12 protein-coding genes and 2 pseudogenes are annotated in these 16963 nt (G+C 68.1%); 6 read left to right on the top strand and 8 right to left on the bottom strand.

Annotation, left to right across the window (positions count from 1 at the left end):
- Positions 1 to 44 precede the first annotated feature (44 nt).
- On the bottom strand, positions 45 to 2696 hold the full coding sequence (locus PV734_RS19645) for an RICIN domain-containing protein (protein ID WP_319290598.1): 2652 nt from the start codon (positions 2694 to 2696) through the stop codon (positions 45 to 47).
- A 491-nt stretch (positions 2697 to 3187) separates the two neighbouring features.
- On the opposite strand from PV734_RS19645, the gene PV734_RS19650 reads away from it, so the two are divergent.
- From PV734_RS19650 to PV734_RS19670, 5 genes are all read left to right on the top strand, one after another.
- Positions 3188 to 4612, top strand: coding sequence for a non-reducing end alpha-L-arabinofuranosidase family hydrolase (locus PV734_RS19650; RefSeq protein ID WP_319290599.1), 1425 nt, complete (start codon positions 3188 to 3190; stop codon positions 4610 to 4612).
- A 414-nt stretch (positions 4613 to 5026) separates the two neighbouring features.
- Positions 5027 to 5863, top strand: a complete 837-nt coding sequence (locus PV734_RS19655) for an alpha/beta hydrolase (protein ID WP_319290601.1) — start codon at positions 5027 to 5029, stop codon at positions 5861 to 5863.
- A complete protein-coding gene (locus tag PV734_RS19660; protein WP_319097492.1) occupies positions 5856 to 6476 on the top strand; it encodes a TetR-like C-terminal domain-containing protein in 621 nt (206 codons plus the stop codon). Before PV734_RS19655 ends, PV734_RS19660 begins: the two co-directional genes overlap by 8 nt.
- Before the next feature lie 111 nt (positions 6477 to 6587).
- Positions 6588 to 7103 carry an SRPBCC domain-containing protein gene (locus PV734_RS19665; RefSeq protein WP_319290603.1) on the top strand — a complete coding sequence of 172 codons (516 nt, stop codon included), beginning with the start codon at positions 6588 to 6590 and terminating at the stop codon, positions 7101 to 7103.
- A 108-nt stretch (positions 7104 to 7211) separates the two neighbouring features.
- Positions 7212 to 7967, top strand: a complete 756-nt coding sequence (locus PV734_RS19670; RefSeq protein ID WP_319290880.1) for a class I SAM-dependent methyltransferase — start codon at positions 7212 to 7214, stop codon at positions 7965 to 7967.
- Positions 7968 to 8286: 319 nt separating this feature from the next.
- Here the strand turns inward: PV734_RS19670 and PV734_RS19675 are convergent, their stop codons facing one another.
- Positions 8287 to 8970 carry a helix-turn-helix transcriptional regulator gene (locus PV734_RS19675; RefSeq protein ID WP_319290605.1) on the bottom strand — a complete coding sequence of 228 codons (684 nt, stop codon included), beginning with the start codon at positions 8968 to 8970 and terminating at the stop codon, positions 8287 to 8289.
- A gap of 1016 nt (positions 8971 to 9986) precedes the next feature.
- Entirely contained in the window at positions 9987 to 10292 is a 306-nt protein-coding gene (locus tag PV734_RS19680; protein WP_319290607.1) for a zinc-binding dehydrogenase, read from the bottom strand.
- 333 nt (positions 10293 to 10625) lie between these two features.
- On the opposite strand from PV734_RS19680, the gene PV734_RS19685 reads away from it, so the two are divergent.
- Positions 10626 to 11450, top strand: coding sequence for a maleylpyruvate isomerase family mycothiol-dependent enzyme (locus PV734_RS19685; protein ID WP_319097522.1), 825 nt, complete (start codon positions 10626 to 10628; stop codon positions 11448 to 11450).
- Positions 11451 to 11601: 151 nt separating this feature from the next.
- Here the strand turns inward: PV734_RS19685 and PV734_RS19690 are convergent.
- From PV734_RS19690 to PV734_RS19710, 5 genes and pseudogenes are all read right to left on the bottom strand, one after another.
- A pseudogene (locus PV734_RS19690) lies at positions 11602 to 11999 on the bottom strand (transposase family protein); the annotation flags it as partial.
- A 752-nt stretch (positions 12000 to 12751) separates the two neighbouring features.
- Positions 12752 to 12997, bottom strand: a pseudogene (locus PV734_RS19695) (MerR family transcriptional regulator); the annotation flags it as partial.
- A gap of 122 nt (positions 12998 to 13119) precedes the next feature.
- Complete coding sequence (locus PV734_RS19700; RefSeq protein WP_319097537.1) at positions 13120 to 13773, bottom strand: lysophospholipid acyltransferase family protein; 654 nt, start codon at positions 13771 to 13773, stop codon at positions 13120 to 13122.
- Between the two features lie 422 nt (positions 13774 to 14195).
- Positions 14196 to 15284: an alkene reductase gene (locus PV734_RS19705; RefSeq protein ID WP_319290609.1), complete on the bottom strand. Its 1089-nt coding sequence runs from the start codon at positions 15282 to 15284 to the stop codon at positions 14196 to 14198.
- Between the two features lie 178 nt (positions 15285 to 15462).
- Positions 15463 to 16809 (bottom strand): aldehyde dehydrogenase family protein, encoded by a 1347-nt coding sequence (locus tag PV734_RS19710; RefSeq protein WP_319290611.1) that lies wholly within the window; start codon positions 16807 to 16809, stop codon positions 15463 to 15465.
- Between the last annotated feature and the right edge of the window lie 154 nt (positions 16810 to 16963).

Consider the following 16963-nt stretch of genomic DNA (forward strand, 5'->3'; position numbering starts at 1 on the left):
GGCAGTTGTGCCTGCGGCCCCGCCGTGTGAATGAGGTGCTGCGATCAGGACGGGTCGCCGTACTGGAGGCCGCGTCCGTTGGTGCCGATGTAGACCCGGCCGTAGGTGTCGGGGTCGCCGGTGATGACGCCGAGGCTGCCGATGGCGCCCCACTGGTGGGCGTCGTCGTTGACGCGGAGCCAGGTGGCGCCCTTGTCGGTGGAGCGGAACACCCCGGTCACGTTGTTGACGGTGCCGATCAGGTAGAGGGCCTGGTAGTCGGTGCCCGTCTTGGCCTTGCCGAAGCCGAGGGCGGAAGCGGACTTCACCGACCCGAGCGTGGTGAAGGTACGGCCGCCGTCGGTGGAGTGCAGCAGCCCCCTGTCGCCGCCGGAGATCCACAGGTCACCGCTGATGCCGGGGACGGCGGTGAGGCGGCCGGAGGGCAGGTTGGTGGCACGGGGGGAGAAGGTCGCGCCGCCGTCGGTGCTGGCGTTGAGCGTGCCGTTGGTCAGCGCGTAGAAGGTGTTGGCCGAGGAGCGGTCGGCGACGACGACGGCGTCGGCGCCCAGGCCACTGACCTTCGACCAGCTCGCCCCCTTGTCCTTCGAGCGGTAGGGAACCTGGCCTGATTCGGCCCAGACGACGGTGGTGCCGTCCGCGGCGAGGGCGACATGGCCCATGTTCGCGCTGGGGACCGGTTCGGCGGTGAAGCCGTTCCAGGTGCTGCCGCCGTCGGTGGAGTAGGCGCCGTCCTGCGCGCCGCCGGTCCCGACACGGACCATCACCGAGGGAGCGGACTGGGCGAAGTCGATGTCGGTGCTGCTGCTCATCAGCGGGTTCTTCAGCCGCCCGGAGGGCACCTCGGCCAGGGAGTCGTGGCGGAAGCCACCCTGGTCGCCCATGGAGGTGATGACGGTGGCGCCGCCGGGCGGGGCGATCGCGTCCGCCAACGAGGTCTCCTCCAGCCCGCGCGCTCCGGAGACCCAGTGGCTGGTGCCGCCGCTGTCGGAGGCGTTCGCGTCCTTGCTGCCCCAGATGGCGTTGCCGGTGCCGTACAACACGTGCCCGGAGTCGAAGGGATCGATGGCCAGCGCGGTCATCCAGTGCCCGGTGTGCGTACCGGCATACGGAGCACCGGAGGCATCCCGCTGCGACTTGTCGGCCAGGGCCTTCCAGGTCGTGCCGCCGTCGGTGGTCCGGTAGATCTCGTCCTCGGGCCACCAGCGGTCCAGGGTGGTGACCATCACCGTGGACGGCTTCCGCGGGTCGACGGCCAGACCGGAGAACCCGTAACCGCCCTGCGAGGGCGAGATGTTCTTCCACACGCCGCCGGACGGCGTGTACTTCCACACCGAGCCCGCCGTCGCGTCCATGGGGCCGATGCTGTTGCTGTAGGACAGGTACAGCGACCCGTCACCCGTGACCACACCGTGCTGCGGCATCTGACCGGTGGGCTGCCCGGAAACCGCCTGCCAGCTACTGCCCCCATCGGTCGAACGGTACAAAGGCGTGGACGTGTCGTTGACACCGACATACACCGTGTTACTGCCGGCCGGCCCGTACGTCACGAAGGAGATTCCCGCGCCGCTGCCCGCACCGTCCTTGACCGGGAACGCCGAGACCTGACGCCACGTCACACCGTAGTCCTTACTGCGCCACAGGCCGTTCTTACGGGTCCCCAGCAGCAGCGTCCCATGGTCGGAGGGGTCGATCACGAGCCGCTCGCCCGCCCCCCGGCCCGGCTCGTTGCCGCCCAGCTTGAAGGGCAGATCGGTCCGCTGGAAAGTACGTCCCCGGTCGGTGGAGCGCAGGATCGCGCCGTTGCCCGCCCACTCGTTGGTGTAGGTGCCCGTCGACAGGTAGAGCCGGCTGGGGTCGACGGGGTCGGTGGCCAGCGCGTCGATGCCCAGCAGGTTCCAGTCCTTCTCACCGAGCCAGTCGGTCAGCGGGATCCACTGCTGCGCCCCGGTGTCCCAGCGGTAGGCGCCGCCCATGTCGGTGCGCGCGTACAGCAGGCCCTTCTCCTTCGGGTTGAACACCAACCCGGTGACGTAACCGCCGCCCACCACTTGGGCGTTCTTCCACACATACGGTCCTGCCGCGGCCGTGGTCTGTGCCTCACCGGTCCCGGAGGTCTGGGTCTCGGCCGTCTTCACCAGCTTCCACTGCTGGTTGGCGGCGCCCGTGGCGGAGTACTGAATGATGGCCGCGCCGTTGTCCTTGGAGTGTCCGCGGACGTCCAGGAGCCGGCCACTCTTGCGGGAGGTGAGGGTGACGGCGGAGGAACCGCTCACATCGTCGATCCGCCACTCCTGGGCGGTGGACGAGCTGTCGGTCTGCTGCTCGGTGAAGGCGGCCGAGGCGGTCGAAGCACCCTCCACACCCAGCACCTTGCCGCTGTTGCGGTTCACCAGCTCGTAGTAGCCGTCCCCGGTGGACCGCAGCCTCCACTGCTGGTTGGGGGTGTTCTGGTCGGTCCACTGCTGGATACGGGTGCCGTCGGCGGTGGAGTAGGCGTTGACGTCCAGCACCTTGCCGCTGCTCACCGAGACCAGCCGGTAGTAGGCGCCCGCCTCGACCGTCGCGGCCTGCGAGTCCTCCTGCGAGAACAGGAGATACGGCACGACGAGAGTGGGCGCGCCGAGCAGCAGACCAGTCGCGGTCCAGCGACGGCGGTGACGCCCACGGCGTCCGCCGTTGGTCGGGTTCTTCATGGGGAGGTGCTCTCCTTGCGTGCCGTACACACCAGATGTCAGTCGGATCCAGCGGCCGGAAGGGCCGGGGGAAGGCCACATGGGCTGGATCATGACCTCTTGTGGTCACAGGCCTCGCAAAGGGTTGCCTCGATCCGGAGGATTCTTTCAGGGCGCTTCGTGGTGCGGCAGGCGCTGACCAGCGTCTGGGCAGACCGAAGCCGCGCACAAGAACCTGACCCGGCTGCGCGCGGTGGTCCAGCAGCACGGGGCTTTTCCTGGCACCACCTTTGTACGGGTGGGCAGTTGCTCTACGCGGACTCGGGCGGGGCGGGGCGCGAATCGTGCGAGAAGTATTGACGCCGTTCGTCCGCTCTCTCATCCTCAGGTCGATCGACATTCCGACCTGAGTTCGACATGCCGAACAAATGCCAGAGCCGCATCGCATCGGCAAGCGCGCAGCCTCCGACGAAGGCCACCAGCACCGCTTACTCAAGGATCACGAGGTCTCCATGCGCAGACGTACTTCCCGCCGCAAACCGCTGTCCGTGGTACTCGCCGCCACGGTCACGGCCCTGGTCTCCTTGGGCGCGTTACTCGTCGCCGGCCCGGCCCAGGCGGCCACCAGCGGCGCCCTGCGCGGTGCCGGTTCCGGCCGATGCCTCGATGTGCCGGGCGCCGGCCAGACCGACGGCACGAACCTGCAGATCTGGGACTGCTGGAGCGGGACCAACCAGCAGTGGACGCTGACGGACAGCAACCGGCTCACCGTGTACGGCAACAAGTGTCTGGACGTCCCGGGCCACGCCACGACGGCCGGTACACGGCCGGTGATCTGGGCCTGCAACGGCGGTTCGAACCAGCAGTGGCGGGTGAACACCGACGGCACGGTCGTCGCCGTGGAGTCCGGGCTGTGCCTGGCGGTGACCGGCGCCGGTACGGCCAACGGCACCGCGGTGGAGATCGCGACGTGCAACGGCGCCGGCAACCAGAAGTGGACCGGTCTGTCCGGCACGACCAACTCGTGTGCCCTTCCGTCAACGTACCGGTGGACCTCGACGGGCGCTCTGGCGCAGCCGGCGAACGGGTGGGCCTCGCTGAAGGACTTCACCACCGTGACGTCCAACGGCAAACACCTGGTCTACGCGACCTACTCCGACGGATCGTCGTGGAAATCGATGGGGTTCGCTCCCTTCACGAACTGGTCGGACATGGCCTCGGCCGCCCAGATCACCATGCCCTCGTCCGCGGTGGCGCCCCAGCTGTTCTACTTCGCGCCCAAGAACACCTGGGTGCTGGCCTCACTGGGGTGGGGTACCGCTTGGACCTTCGCCTACCGCACGTCCAGCAACCCCACCGACCCCACCAGCTGGTCCGCGCCGCAGCCGTTGTTCACCGGCAGCCTCCCCACCGGCACCCCGATCGATCCGACCCTGATCGCCGACGACCAGACCATGTCGATGTTCTTCGCCGGTGACAACGGCAAGATCTACAGGTCGACCATGCCTGTCGGGAACTTCCCCAGCAGCTTCGGCTCGTCGTACACCACGGTCATGAGCGACACGGAGAAGAACCTGTTCGAAGCGCCACAGGTGTACAAGGTCCAGGGCCAGAGCCAGTACCTCATGATCGTCGAGGCTCGCGGTGCGGCTGAGGACCGCTTCTTCCGCTCGTTCACGGCCTCCAGCCTGAACGGTCCGTGGACCCCGCAGGCCGCCACCGAGTCCAACCCCTTCGCCGGCAAGGCCAACAGCGGCGCCACCTGGACCAACAGCATCAGCCACGGTGACCTGGTCCGCAACAACCCCGACCAGACCATGACCATCGACCCCTGCAACCTGCAACTCCTCTACCAGGGCCTGTCCACCACCACACCGTCGGGCACCCCCTACATACAACTGCCGTACCGGCCGGGCGTGCTCACCCTGCAGCGCTGAACCGCCCGATCCGCGGTGATCACGATGTGGCGGGATCCGCCGACAGACACGTAGAGAGCCGTTCACCGCACGGGCGAGTCCACCTGCTGACCGACACCCACCGCCTCAAGGAACCCCAGCCGTGCGTCGGCTGGGGTTCCCCTCTTTCATGGACTCTCAACGCGGATACGGACCGAAGCACTACCGCCTGGCACGGCAGTGGCTGGCCGACCGCCACCGACGGCCCCCCTCCCCCTCTTCCGTCTGCGGTGATGAGGGTCCAGTAGTTCTCGCGGAAAAACAGCCCTACGCCGTGCGACAGCCCATCGCTCCGGGCTCGGCTCCCGATCGAGCGCGGCTGGTGTGGCGTTGACCCTGGTAGCTAATGTGACTAGTCTATGGCTAACAACATTAGCCACTTTGATGGGGGACGGCATGACCGAGCACCTGAGAATCGGCAAGAACACCATCGCCTTCGACGTGACCGGGGAAGGTCCCCTCGTCGTGCTGGCGCACGGCATCGGCGACAGCCGGCACTCCTACCGCTTCCTCGTTCCCGGCCTGGTGGCCGCCGGTTACCGGGTCGCGAACGTCGACATCCGCGGGTGCGGTGAGTCCAGCCTCGGCTGGGACGGTTACAGCCGCACCGACATCGCCGGAGATCTGGTCGCCGTCGTGCGTCACCTCGGCGGCCCGGCCGTGATCATCGGGCAGTCGATCAGCGGCGGCGCAGCGACCATCGCGGCCGCCACTGCGCCCGATGTGATCGGCGGAGTGATCGAGTTGGCTCCGTTCACCCGTGCGCAGCCGGTCGACCTGGGCGGGCTGATCCGGGTCAAGCGCTTCCGGACCGGGTACATGCGGATGGCGCAGGTCATCGTCCGGGGACGCCTGGCGGACTGGAAGAAGTACCTCGACGTGGCCTACCCGGCCAAGCCCGCCGACTGGAACAGCGAAGTGACCCGCATAGAGGCCACACTGAGTGAGCCCGGCCGGATGAAGGCCCTGCAGGACATGTGCAAGTCCAATCCCACCGACGCCGGCGCCCAGCTCGCCCACGTCACCTGCCCGGTCCTGATCGTCGAAGGCAGCCTGGACCCCGACTGGGCCGACCCCCGAGCCGAAGGCGCGAAGATCATCGCCGACCTGCCCGCCGGCCTCGGCGAGCTGGCCGTGATCGACGGCGCCGGCCACTACCCGCACGCCCAGACCCCCGACCAGGTCCTCGCGCTGGCCCTGCCGTTCCTGGCCAAGGCGGCCGGCCGTGCCTAGAGCCGGACTCACCGCCGCGACGGTCACCGAAGCCGCCGCCGCCCTGGTCGACGAGGTCGGGTTCGACCAGCTCGGCATGGGCCTGGTCGCCGAACGGCTCGGGGTCAAGACCCCCTCGCTGTACAAACACGTCACCGGCCAGACCGACCTCGCCCACCGGATCGCCATCCTGGCCATGAACCAGTGCGCCGACGCCATCCGCGACGCCATCCAGGGCCGGTCCGGCACCGAAGCCCTGATCCGCGGCGCACAGGCGATGCGGACATTCGTCAAGGATCACCACGGCCGATACGCCGCAGCCAACGCCGCCCGCCCGACCGGACCCGACGACCCCCTCATCGACGCCCTCAACCGGGTGGTCGACTCCTGGACGGCCATGCTGCACGGCTACCGGATCGACCCCGACCAGCAGATCCACGCACTGCGGATGCTGCGCACCGTCCTGCACGGATACGCATCCCTGGAAGCAGCCGGCGGGTTCCGGTTCGCCACCGACATCGACGACAGCTTCACCTGGATGATCAACTTCCTCGACCGCGGCCTGCGGGAGACCACGGCCACCGGCGCCGACAGCGCCCCCTCTCGCGGGGCCGCGCCGGGCGTGACGTTCTGACCGCCGTGGACTGCGCTCCACGCCGGTCCCCGGCCCCATCGGCCACCGGTACACCACCCGCTCGCCGAGCCCCCGCCCCTTCCTCCGCACCAGCCAGAAGTGGAAACCACCATGAAGCCGGTCCTCACCGCCGTCATCGACATCGACGCCACCCCGCAGGCGGTGTGGGACGTCCTTACCGAGTTCGCCGCCTACGGCGAGTGGAGCACCTTCTCCTCAGCCGAGGGAACAGCTCAAGTGGGAAACCGGCTCACGATGCGCATGCCGGGCATGACCTTCAGGCCCACGGTCACCGTCGCGACGCCTGGCCGGGAACTGCGGTGGGTCGGCACGCTCGGCATCAAACACCTGTTCCACGGCCAGCACTCCTTCGTCCTCTCCCCCAACCACGACGGCACCACCCGCCTGACCAACCACGAGGAATTCTCCGGCGCCCTGGTCACCCTGATCCGGCCCTTCCTCAGAACACCCAAAAAGGACGGGTACGCCGCCTTCAACACCGGCCTCAAGCAGCGGGTGGAAGACCGCACCGAGCTCGGGCCCGGCGCGTGGGGTGCCGGCGGACGAGGTGGTCGCGGGGATCGGGAAGGCCACCGCGATTCCCCGCCCCAGCGCCCATCCTGCTGACCTCAAACACCGTCAGAGTCATCCTTGCGAAAACCATTGGTGCCCGGCTTTCTCCGCTGATGGACTGACGTCCCACCGTGAGTCTGCCGGGTGACGGAGGTAGTGGTTGTGACAGGCTATGACGTGCTTGCCGAGGTGTACGAATGGCTCATCTCGGATGCAAAGTTGCCTCCAGCCGAGTTCGCTGCGTCGTTCGACGACGTCCTCAGTCTCCTGCCGTCGAATGCTCACGTCCTCGACTGTTCGTGCGGAACCGGACAGTTGGCGGTTGGCCTCGCCGGTCGTGGCATGCAGGTTGTCGCAACTGACGCCAGCGAGGCGATGGTTCGTCGGACTGCAGAGTTGTCTGAGGAGTTCGGGGCATCCGTCCGGGCCGTACGGGCGAACTGGGAAGAGTTGCCCGACCATTTCCAGGACAACACGTTCGACATGGTGTTCTGCGTCGGCAACTCGCTTCACCATGCCGCGGGTACGACAGGCAGGGGTGCTGCTCTGGAGTCGATGTCACGGCTTCTGCGCCCCGGCGGGCGCTTGGTACTCACATCCCGCACTTGGGAACTCGTGAGGGCCAGAGGTTCCCGGCTGGAGATCAGTGACAGACTCGTCCGCCGGAACGGTCGCGATGCCGTCGTGGTCTACCGCTGGGAGATTGCGCCGCATTGGGAGGAGGAGCACCACATCGAGATTGCGATCGCGCAGGTTGATGCGACCGGGTTGGTTCTTGTCCGCTCGGAGCTGCTGTCCTGCTGGCCCTACCGGTACGAGGAACTCGAAGTCGAACTGCACCGAGTCGGACTCCAAACGGAACTGAGCACGTTCGATCTTGAGGCCGAGAACTACATGGTGGTCGCGAGCAAGATGTGAACACCGACCCTCAGTCCCTGGCCGGACCTCGCGGTTGCTCGCAGGACGCTTGCGCCCTCTCATCGGTGCGGGTTCAAGTGGTCAACGCAACGCCTCGGACGAGGAGTGCTCGTCGATCAGACGGCGGTAGATCCGGGGTGACGGTAACGTGCCCGACCTCGCAGCCGCGATCAGTGCTGTGCGGCGCGTTCTGGTGGCCGGGGGACGTCTGGTCGTCTCCATTACGCACACGGGTCTCGAGGCGCTGCATACTCGGCGGGAGGCCGCCGTTCCCCCTGCAGAACAAGACGGTCCCGGCTTGAGTGACGGCATATTCAGGTCACCCTCCAGGCGATTTCTGCTGGCGGGTCGCTTCGCATTCAAGGGTTTTTGCCAGGTCAGCCCTGGTACGTACTCCGAGTTTGAGATAGATATTCTGGAGGTGATTGTCGACAGTTCGGACAGAAAGTGTGAGGTGTTGGGAAATCGTTTTGCTGGAATTCCCGGCGGCGGCCATCAGGGCGATCTCTTGTTCGCGTTTGGTCAGGCGGACGGAAGGGGTGCCGAGCATGGACAGGAGCGGGGTCCTGGCGTCCTCGCACTGGGCCGCGAGCGCTGCGGCCCGAGTGGCGTCGGCAGTTGCTTTGCGGGGTTCACCCTGGTGTGTCCAGGCGCTGGCTGATGCGGCTGACGCTTCCGCCGCGAGGATGGGCGAGCCCATCTGCTGGAAAGCGTGTGAGCACTCCACGAGGCGGCCCGGGTCGTTGTCGGCGAGGGCGGTTGCAAACCGTGCGCGGGCATGGGTGAGGGCTCCGTCGCACTGGGTCGCGAGTTCGGCGAGGCGGTGTTGGACGCTCGGGGCGTCACCGAGGCGTGCGATGTCTGTGAGCAGGAGGACCTCGGACAGGACGTGGCCGGTGCGACGAGCGTCGCCGGCCGCGATCCGCAGGATTTCGCGGGCGCGGCTGAGCCTGCCTTGGGCCGCGTGCAGCCAGGCAGTGCCGAGCGTCTCCTCGCCGGCCATGAACCCGCTCGGTGCGTACTGTTCGAGTTCCGGGAGCAGTGACTGGCAGCAGTGGTCAGCCGGTCACAACATCGTCGAGACCGCGGCGCGGGCTCAGGCCCGGCACGCGCTCGGGATGACCGATACGGAAAGACAGCAGGCCGCCCGACGCGGGACGGCCGAGCAGAACCGGCCACCGTGCGGAGAAGACGTCGAGTTGATGCCCAGGCCGGCCGGGTGCAGCGCATACCTGCGGATCACGGCGTTCTCTGGAGGGACGTCTGGGACGCTGTTCGTGGCCATTGCGTCTCTCCTGTCGCCGAGCCTCGTGTGATGGCAGGAGACTCGCGCCGGACAGGGTGCTCGCGCACCACCCCGCCGCAAGGTGTACCCGGGGTGCCCGAATCTCGGCGTAGGCGTTGCCGACGAACTCGATGTTGGGCTGCACGTCGAACGGCACAGCCGATGGCCGGCACGATGACAGCGTTGTTCCGTAGCCAGCCCAAGAACGCCGTGGCGGTCATGGCGACCACGAGAAGGACGTCGAACCCCACCCAGGCCAGGCGCCACTGGTGGACCTGGTAGTGGGACGGCAGGGTCAGCGCCAGCAGAACTGTCCAGGGCACCAGACCCACCGCGCAGACGGTGAGCAGCCCCAGCGTGTGACGCTGCTCCCGCCGGATCCGCTCCAGCACTTCGGGGGCAGGCGCCGGTCCCGGGTCCCGGGGTCGGGATTCCTCCTGTGCTTCGCTCATATCGGCTGCTCCGTTCTGATCGGTGCCGCGCGACTCCCGCGTCCTGCGGATCATCGGCACCGCACCGGTACTCAGGCCTGCATTCAGATGCTCGCTGCGGCCGACGAGCTCCCACTGCGCGAGGTGCCCGTGTGAAGACGGCGCGCGCCCCATGTCCAGCCGCTCGCCGCCGCGTTGCATGCCGGGCGACCGGATCAAGACCCCAGGGGCATACCGCCCACCCTTTCAGCGACGCCGCCGACCGGCTCGTCAGCACGGCACGCACTTGTCGAGCACATTCGTCTACGGAACCAGAACGATCTTCCCTGTGGTTCGACCCTTCTCGCCCATGCGGTGGGCGTCGATCACCTGGTCGAGAGGAAATGTGCGATCGCTGTGGACTGTGATCCGACCCTCGTCGGCGAGAGAAGCCAGGGCTTCCAGGTCGGCCCGATCAGGCTCCACCAGCATGAAGTCGGCTCGGAGACCGTTCTGCGCGGCCCGAGGTGGGGGCCGCCGGCGCGGCGGCACGGAGAAGGACCGTAACGTCTCCGCGTTCAGCTCAAGCTCCGGGGCGACTTCGGAGATCGTCTTGCTTGACTCCAACACGATCAGGACGGCTTCCTCGCGGAACTGCGACGAGTACTCATTGGCAGCGCCACTTCATCCTCGTTTCCTTGTGCAGGACAACCCCGTTGAATGCTCGTCCGAGATTTCGGGGCCACTCACCATGAGTGCCGGTCCTGGCGTCGTTGGTGAGGGTGATGCGGCTCCGGACCACTCGGCGTGGGCACCAGGACGGTGCCCACGTTCTCCTGACGGTCTCGGTTCTCGAAGCGCCCTGCATGCGGGCGCGCACGGCCCTTGCCCCGGACCGGTGGGTCTGGTTTTGTACCGCGCTACAAGCGCGTGATCACGGAGACACAAGGAGAAACGAGCGGCGTGGACCGGGAAACACAGACCAGGACCGGGGACTCCCTGCCTGAAGGACTCGGGCAGGCGATACGGGAGACCGCCAGTGCCATAGCCGCGCTCCTGGACGGTGAGACGGACATGACCGTTCCTGTACCGGAGTTGGAGTGGACCGTCGGCGAGACGGCCGCCCACCTGGCACTGGCCAACGGCCTGATGGCCGATCTCGCGTCCGGCCAGGAACGCCACTACGGAGACGGCACGCCGCAGAGTCTCGCGGCGGCCAACGCACAGAGTCTCATCGAGTTCCCCGAGCGCACGCCGGAAACGCTGGCTGCGATGATCGTGGAGCAGGCCGACGTGTTCCTGGGCGCGGTGGACCGAGCCGTGGCGGACGGGACCGCTGGCCGGACACTTCTGACTCCGCTCGGTCCAATGGACCAGGACATTCTCGCCTCGTATCTGCTGGCCCACATGCTGGGCCACGGTTACGATCTCGCCCGCGGGCTGCGTCGGCCGCACATGATCAATGCGATGCGGGTCGGGCTGTGCCTGCCGTTCCTGAAGACGGCGATGCCCCGCGTCGCTGCCGCCTCCGCCCTGACGGCCCGTTTCACCTTGCGCGTCCGGGGTGGCGCGACCTTCGGCGTCACGTTCGCCGACGGCACGGTCGAGGTGCTCCCTGACGCGCCGGAGCGTTCGGACTGCACCATCCTCACCGAGCCGGTCGCCTTCCTCCTCATCGCCCTGGGACGTCTGGGCCCGTGGCAGGCCATGGCACGCGGAGCTGTGCTCGCCTGGGGCCGCAAACCCTGGCTGGCCCCCCGCTTCCCCGCTCTGTTCAACGCACCCTGACCGTGGCTTTCCTCGACAGACCCGGCGCCGCGAGTCGTCGTGGTGGCGGGCCGAACGCCCGTGGCGGCGACACCGCAGGGCCCTGAGTGCTGTCCCCGAAGGTCGTGGAAGTGGGCGATCCCCAAGATTGCGTAGACGTGCTCGACAAGATTGCGTAGACGTGCTCGACGCGAGTCCTGACCTGTTTGTGGGAGCGGTTGTGCTCATGCTTCCATCCGAACAGTTCGCCACCTGCGGGCCGGCGATGCGGGACCACAAAGCCAGCGCCCTGGTAGCCGCCGGCGGCGATGAGAACGGTGCCTGTCCGGAAACTTCGCGGCCCCTCATACCGTGCAGTGGGGCGAGCTGCCGCAATGACAGGTTGGTCCGCCAGTAAGCGGCGACCAGGAGCACCCGATCTTCCAGCGTCAGTGACCAGGGACGCCCTCGGCGAGTCCGATCGACGCCTTCCCGGCGCAGCGGCGTGACCAGCTTTTGAAAGTCGCATGGGCGCAGCCCAGCGAACGGGAGTATCCAGGACGGCTGCGTTGCCGTGATCACTCCAGCCACAGCGGGATCTTCCCAGGGCGAACCATGCCTTGACCGTTCATCCGGCCGGCGCGGCATTTCGCGTCGACGCGACGCTCAGGTCGTATCGCGCTTCGCGGCCGACGGCGGGGGTGGTTGCTCGTCACGGCTCTCCGAGGTGAAGGCGTCGCGGCGAGCGAGGGTCACCGACAGAGGAAGGCCCAGCCGCTCAGCTGCGCGGCGCCGGACACGCACCTGAGCTCGAGTCCGGGGCCGGAAGGAAGGGAGTGGCGAGCAGCCGCAGCCAGGGCGGTGATCGTAGGTCAGCCCCTCCGCGAGCACGGTCGCAACGACGGACCATGCCTTCGTGTCGCGTCGCCGGGGCGCGGCGAAGTCATAGCCGGCGAATACGAGCTGTTCACGACAGCCAGGGCATATGCGCTTCCGGATCGGCCACGTGCTCCCTTTGAAGGAGAGCCGGCACGCGATGCACACGTAGTGCCGGAAGGCGCCGTTGAACGCGTGATAGCACATGGTCCGACAGGGTACGCATCGTCCGCGGACAGGCCCAACCGGATTCCTTCTGCCGGATCTGGCGAGTCAGCCACCCGGTCAGTGTCGCTCCACCACACCAGTGCTCTGACCGCGCCGCCCGCGCCCTGCCTGAGCGATCGGCATGTGCGGATCTCCGGTCCGCCCGACTGCCGTATGACGGTACACGCGCTGAACTACGGCGCCAGGGTATGGATGGCGGGCTTCCAGAACCCTCTGGAGCGCCACCACTCCCCCGTGTTTCAGGTAGCGGGTGAGTCTTGAGCGGACAGTTCCTCCGCCAGTTCCATACAGCGCGGACGAGCTGGGGAGAAGTCGTAGGGCATCTTGCCGGTGGCTTCGAACACGCTCATGGGGTCAGCCTTGCGCCTGCCAGATCCGAGGACGGCCTCGCCGTCATCGGCGGTGGCAGGGTGCAAAGTGTCCCCGGCGTCCAAGCGGGCATCGTCGTTTCCACCCGGGCCGGACTCCTCGATGACGGTCTGCATACGGGGGAGGCTTACGTCGTTCCCGTGGCGCTGGACGAGGTACGGATGCGCGTCCGCAGGGGAGCCGGCCCGCGACGCAGGGCCACGCAGGGCCCGGCGTCGACCCTGCGGGCAGGCCCGGGCTACGCGGCGGGCGCCGTACCCTGACCCAGGCGGGCCGCCGCCGTCCGCCAGGCAGCGGTCACCGCGTTCCGAGCCCGCACCGTGCCATCACTCGTCAGGGACAGCGGAGCCCCTACATGGACGTGAAGGGCGGGCCTGCGTACGGGCGCGGTGACGAGTCCTGCGATCTGCTTGACCGCACTGCCCGAGGTGACCAGGCGGGCGCCCGCCTGACCCACGGGCACAACGGGCGCGCCGGTGCGCTCGGCGAGCCGGGCCAGCCCGCTGCGGAACATCCCGGGGGCAGCCTCCGCGGCGTCCCTGCGCCGGGGCAGCCCGCCCTCGGCGTAGATGAGGACCAGCCGCCCACGCGCCAAAGCGTCGGCCGCCTCGTCCAGTGCCGCTGCGGCCCGCCGGTCGCCACGGAATACAGGGATGTGTCCTTCGCGGGCGAGCGCACGGCCGAGCACCGGGATGCGCCACAATCCCGCGGCCGCCATGATGACCGGCTCGGCGCCCAGGCGGCGCAGCGCGGCGATCACGATGGCGGGGTCCGCGAACGAGGTGTGGTTCGCGGCGATGATGCTGCCCGGCGCGAGTTCGGCGCTCGGGTCCGCGGTCACCGACAGGCGGCCCAGAGCCGGCACCACCAGATCCGCGATGCGGCTGATCATGAGCAGTCTCCCGGTCTCGACGATGTTGATCTCATCGTCGGCGGTCGGCGCCTGCCGGGGCATGAGTCGTCGTACTCATCTGCACCACCGATGTGCTCAGATCCGGTGGACCGGCTCGGTGGCATCCGCCGCGCGACGCGGGCGCGCGCACCTCGCACCGCAGGGCTGTCGCCTGGAGTTCCCTGTGTCCGTGGCACTCACCCAGACCGTGCCTGAGCCGCCGACGGGCCAGGAGCGGTGGTACGAGGCGAAGTTGTGGATGAGGTTTCGTTCTGTCCGTTGCCCACTGCGGGCAACGGACAGGGCCCTCCGGTGTGAAGGGCCCTGGACCTGTAGCGGCGTCGGTTCTGGCAGCCGCACTCCGACGCGGTCACGAACGCGTCCTGCCTTGCCGTACTCGCGGGTGGTGATTTCCTTTCAGGTCATGCGATGTCAGTAGGCAGCGTGGCGTAGTCGGTGTAGCCGGTGTGGTCGCCGCCGTAAAAGGTGGCCGCGTCAGGGGTGTTGTAGGGGCCGCCGACTGTGAGGCGGGCGGGCAGGTCCGGGTTGGCCAGGAACAGCGCGCCGAAGGCGATGATGTCCGCGGAGCCGTCCGTGATGTGGGCGAGGGCGCCGGGGCCGGTGATCTCGGGGTGGGTGAAGGGGTTGAGGATGAACGCTTTCGGCCAGTCCTCGCGCAGCCGGGCGGTCAGGTCGCGGTCCGGGCTCTCGACCAGGTGCAGGTAGGCGAGGTCCAACCGAGCGAGTCCCGCGATCAGGTTGGTGTAGGTCTCCAGCACGTCCGCCGGGTCGGTCTCGGCGATGTCGTTGTAGGGGTTGCCGGGGGAGATACGGAAGCCGGTCCGGTGGCTGCCGATCGCCTCCGCCACGGCCGTGGCGACCTCGATGCCGAAGCGGGCCCGGTTCGCGGCACCGCCTCCCCAGTTGTCGGTGCGCAGATTGGTGTTGGGGGCGAGGAACTGGTGGACCAGGTAGCCGTTGGCCCCGTGGATCTCCACGCCGTCGAAACCGGCGGCGATCGCGTTGCGTGCGGCGTCGGCGTAGTCGGCGATCGTCCGCGTGATGTCGGTCGCGTCCAGTTCCTTCGGCGTGACGTAGTCCTGGGGGCCTCGGTGGGTGAACACCTGGCCCGCCGCCGCGACGGGAGAGGGGGCGACAGGGACGAGTCCGTCGGGCAGCAGACTGGGGTGGCTGATCCGGCCTGTGTGCATGAGCTGCGCGAAGATCGTGCCGCCCCGGGCATGGACGGCGTCGGTCACCTTCCGCCAGGCGTCGACCTGCTGGGCGGAGTGCAGGCCGGGCGTGTTGGTGTAGCCCTGGCCGTCCGCCGACGGCTGGATGCCCTCGGTGATGATCAGGCCGGCGCTCGCGCGCTGGGCGTAATAGGTGGCCATCAGCTCCGTCGCCGTGGCTGCGGGAGCGTCGGCGCGGCTACGGGTCATGGGCGCCATCGCGATGCGGTTGGCGAGTGTCCTGCCGCCCAGGTCGATCGGGTCGAATGCGGTGGTCATGGCAGCTTCCTTCGAAGAAGGGTTCAAGTGAAAGAGGTTGGCGGCGGCATGGCCAGGCGCCGTGTCCGGAAACGGGTGATCGGCGGAGCAGGGACCTCAGTGCTCTTCACTGCTGGTCGGAGGCACTTTCTGCGTGACCGATCACCAGTCGGACAGCCTGTGTCGGGAGAGCACGGGCTCAGCTGAGCGGCGCGTCCGCGACGGCCTTGAGGTGGCTGAACGTCTCGAGGGAGTACCGGCCGTGGTAGCGGCCCATACCGCTCTCGCCCACACCACCGAAAGGCAGGCCGGGCATGAGCAGCTGCATCACCGGCTGGCCCCAGGCGACACCTCCGGAGGACGTCTCGTTCACGAGGCGCGACTTGACGGCCTCGGAGGTGGTGAAGGCGTAGAGCGCGAGGGGCTTGTCGCGTTCGTTGATGAAGGCGATGGCGGCATCGAGGTCTTCGACTTCGACGACGGCGAGGATCGGACCGAAGATCTCCTCCTGCATGACGGGTGATGCGGGGTCGACATCGGTGAGCACGGTCGGTGCGATGTACAGGTCGTCACGGTCGTGCCTGCCCCCCACCGCCGCCCGGCCGGAATCGAGCAGACGGGTGAGCCGGTCGAAGTGCCGCTCGTTGATGATCCGGCCGAAGCCTGCCGAGGTCTGCGGGGTGGTACCGAACTGGTCTTCGACCGCCGCGCGCAGGGCCGGAACCAGCGCGGCGGCCGTGGCAGGGTCGGCCAGTACGTAGTCGGGGGCTATGCACTGCTGCCCCGCGTTGCCGAACTTGGCGCCGACCAGCCGCTTCGCGGTCTCCTCCACATCGGCGTCGGGCGCCACGAAAACCGGCGACTTGCCCCCGAGTTCGAGCGTGACGGGGGTCAGGTGCTTGGCTGCCGCGGCCATGACGATCCGGCCGACCGTGCCGTTGCCGGTGTAGAAGATCTGGTCGAAACGCTGCGCCAGCAGGGCCGTGGTCTCCTCGGCGCCTCCCTCGACGACGGTGAGGACGTCGGCGTCGAAGTACTCTCGCAGGAGGCGTGACGCCACTGCCGAGGTGTGCACCGACATCTCGCTCGGCTTGGCCACCACCGTGTTCCCGGCGGCCAGCGCGCCGATGATGGGGTCGATGAGAAGGTGCAGCGGGAAGTTCCACGGAGCGATCACCAGGACGACCCCGAGCGGGTCGTACGTGGTGTAGGCCGTGGTCGCGGCGCCGAAATGGGCGGGAACCTCGACCGGACGAGGCCGAAGCCAGTTCTCGAGATTCGCCAGTGCCTCGTCGATGTCGGCGACGGTGAAGTCGATCTCCTGCACCTTCGCCTCGGCGGCGTTCTTCCGCAGATCCGCCCACAGCGCCTGGATCAGCTCCTGCTCGTTCTCCACCAGCAGCGCCCGCAGCCGCTGCAACTGGTTGACACGCCAGTCCAGTCCTCGGGTGACACCGGTGTTGAACGTCGCACGAAGGCGGCCGACCACCTCCGCGGCCGGTTCGCTCCGGCGCGTCCTCGACTCCTTCGCACCTGTTGCGCTCATGGGATGTGCTCCGTTCCTGATGCAGGTCACGCCCCGGCTGCCTTCCGGCCGGGCACAGTGACCAGCCTCTCGGGCGGGCCGGTATACGCCCAGGTCACGGATCTGTGTACGTCCGCCGTGCCTACCACTGATTGGGTCAGGATGGTGTGTGTCC

This window comes from Streptomyces sp. AK08-02, assembly GCF_033795085.1.
GTDB lineage: Bacteria > Actinomycetota > Actinomycetes > Streptomycetales > Streptomycetaceae > Streptomyces > Streptomyces echiniscabiei.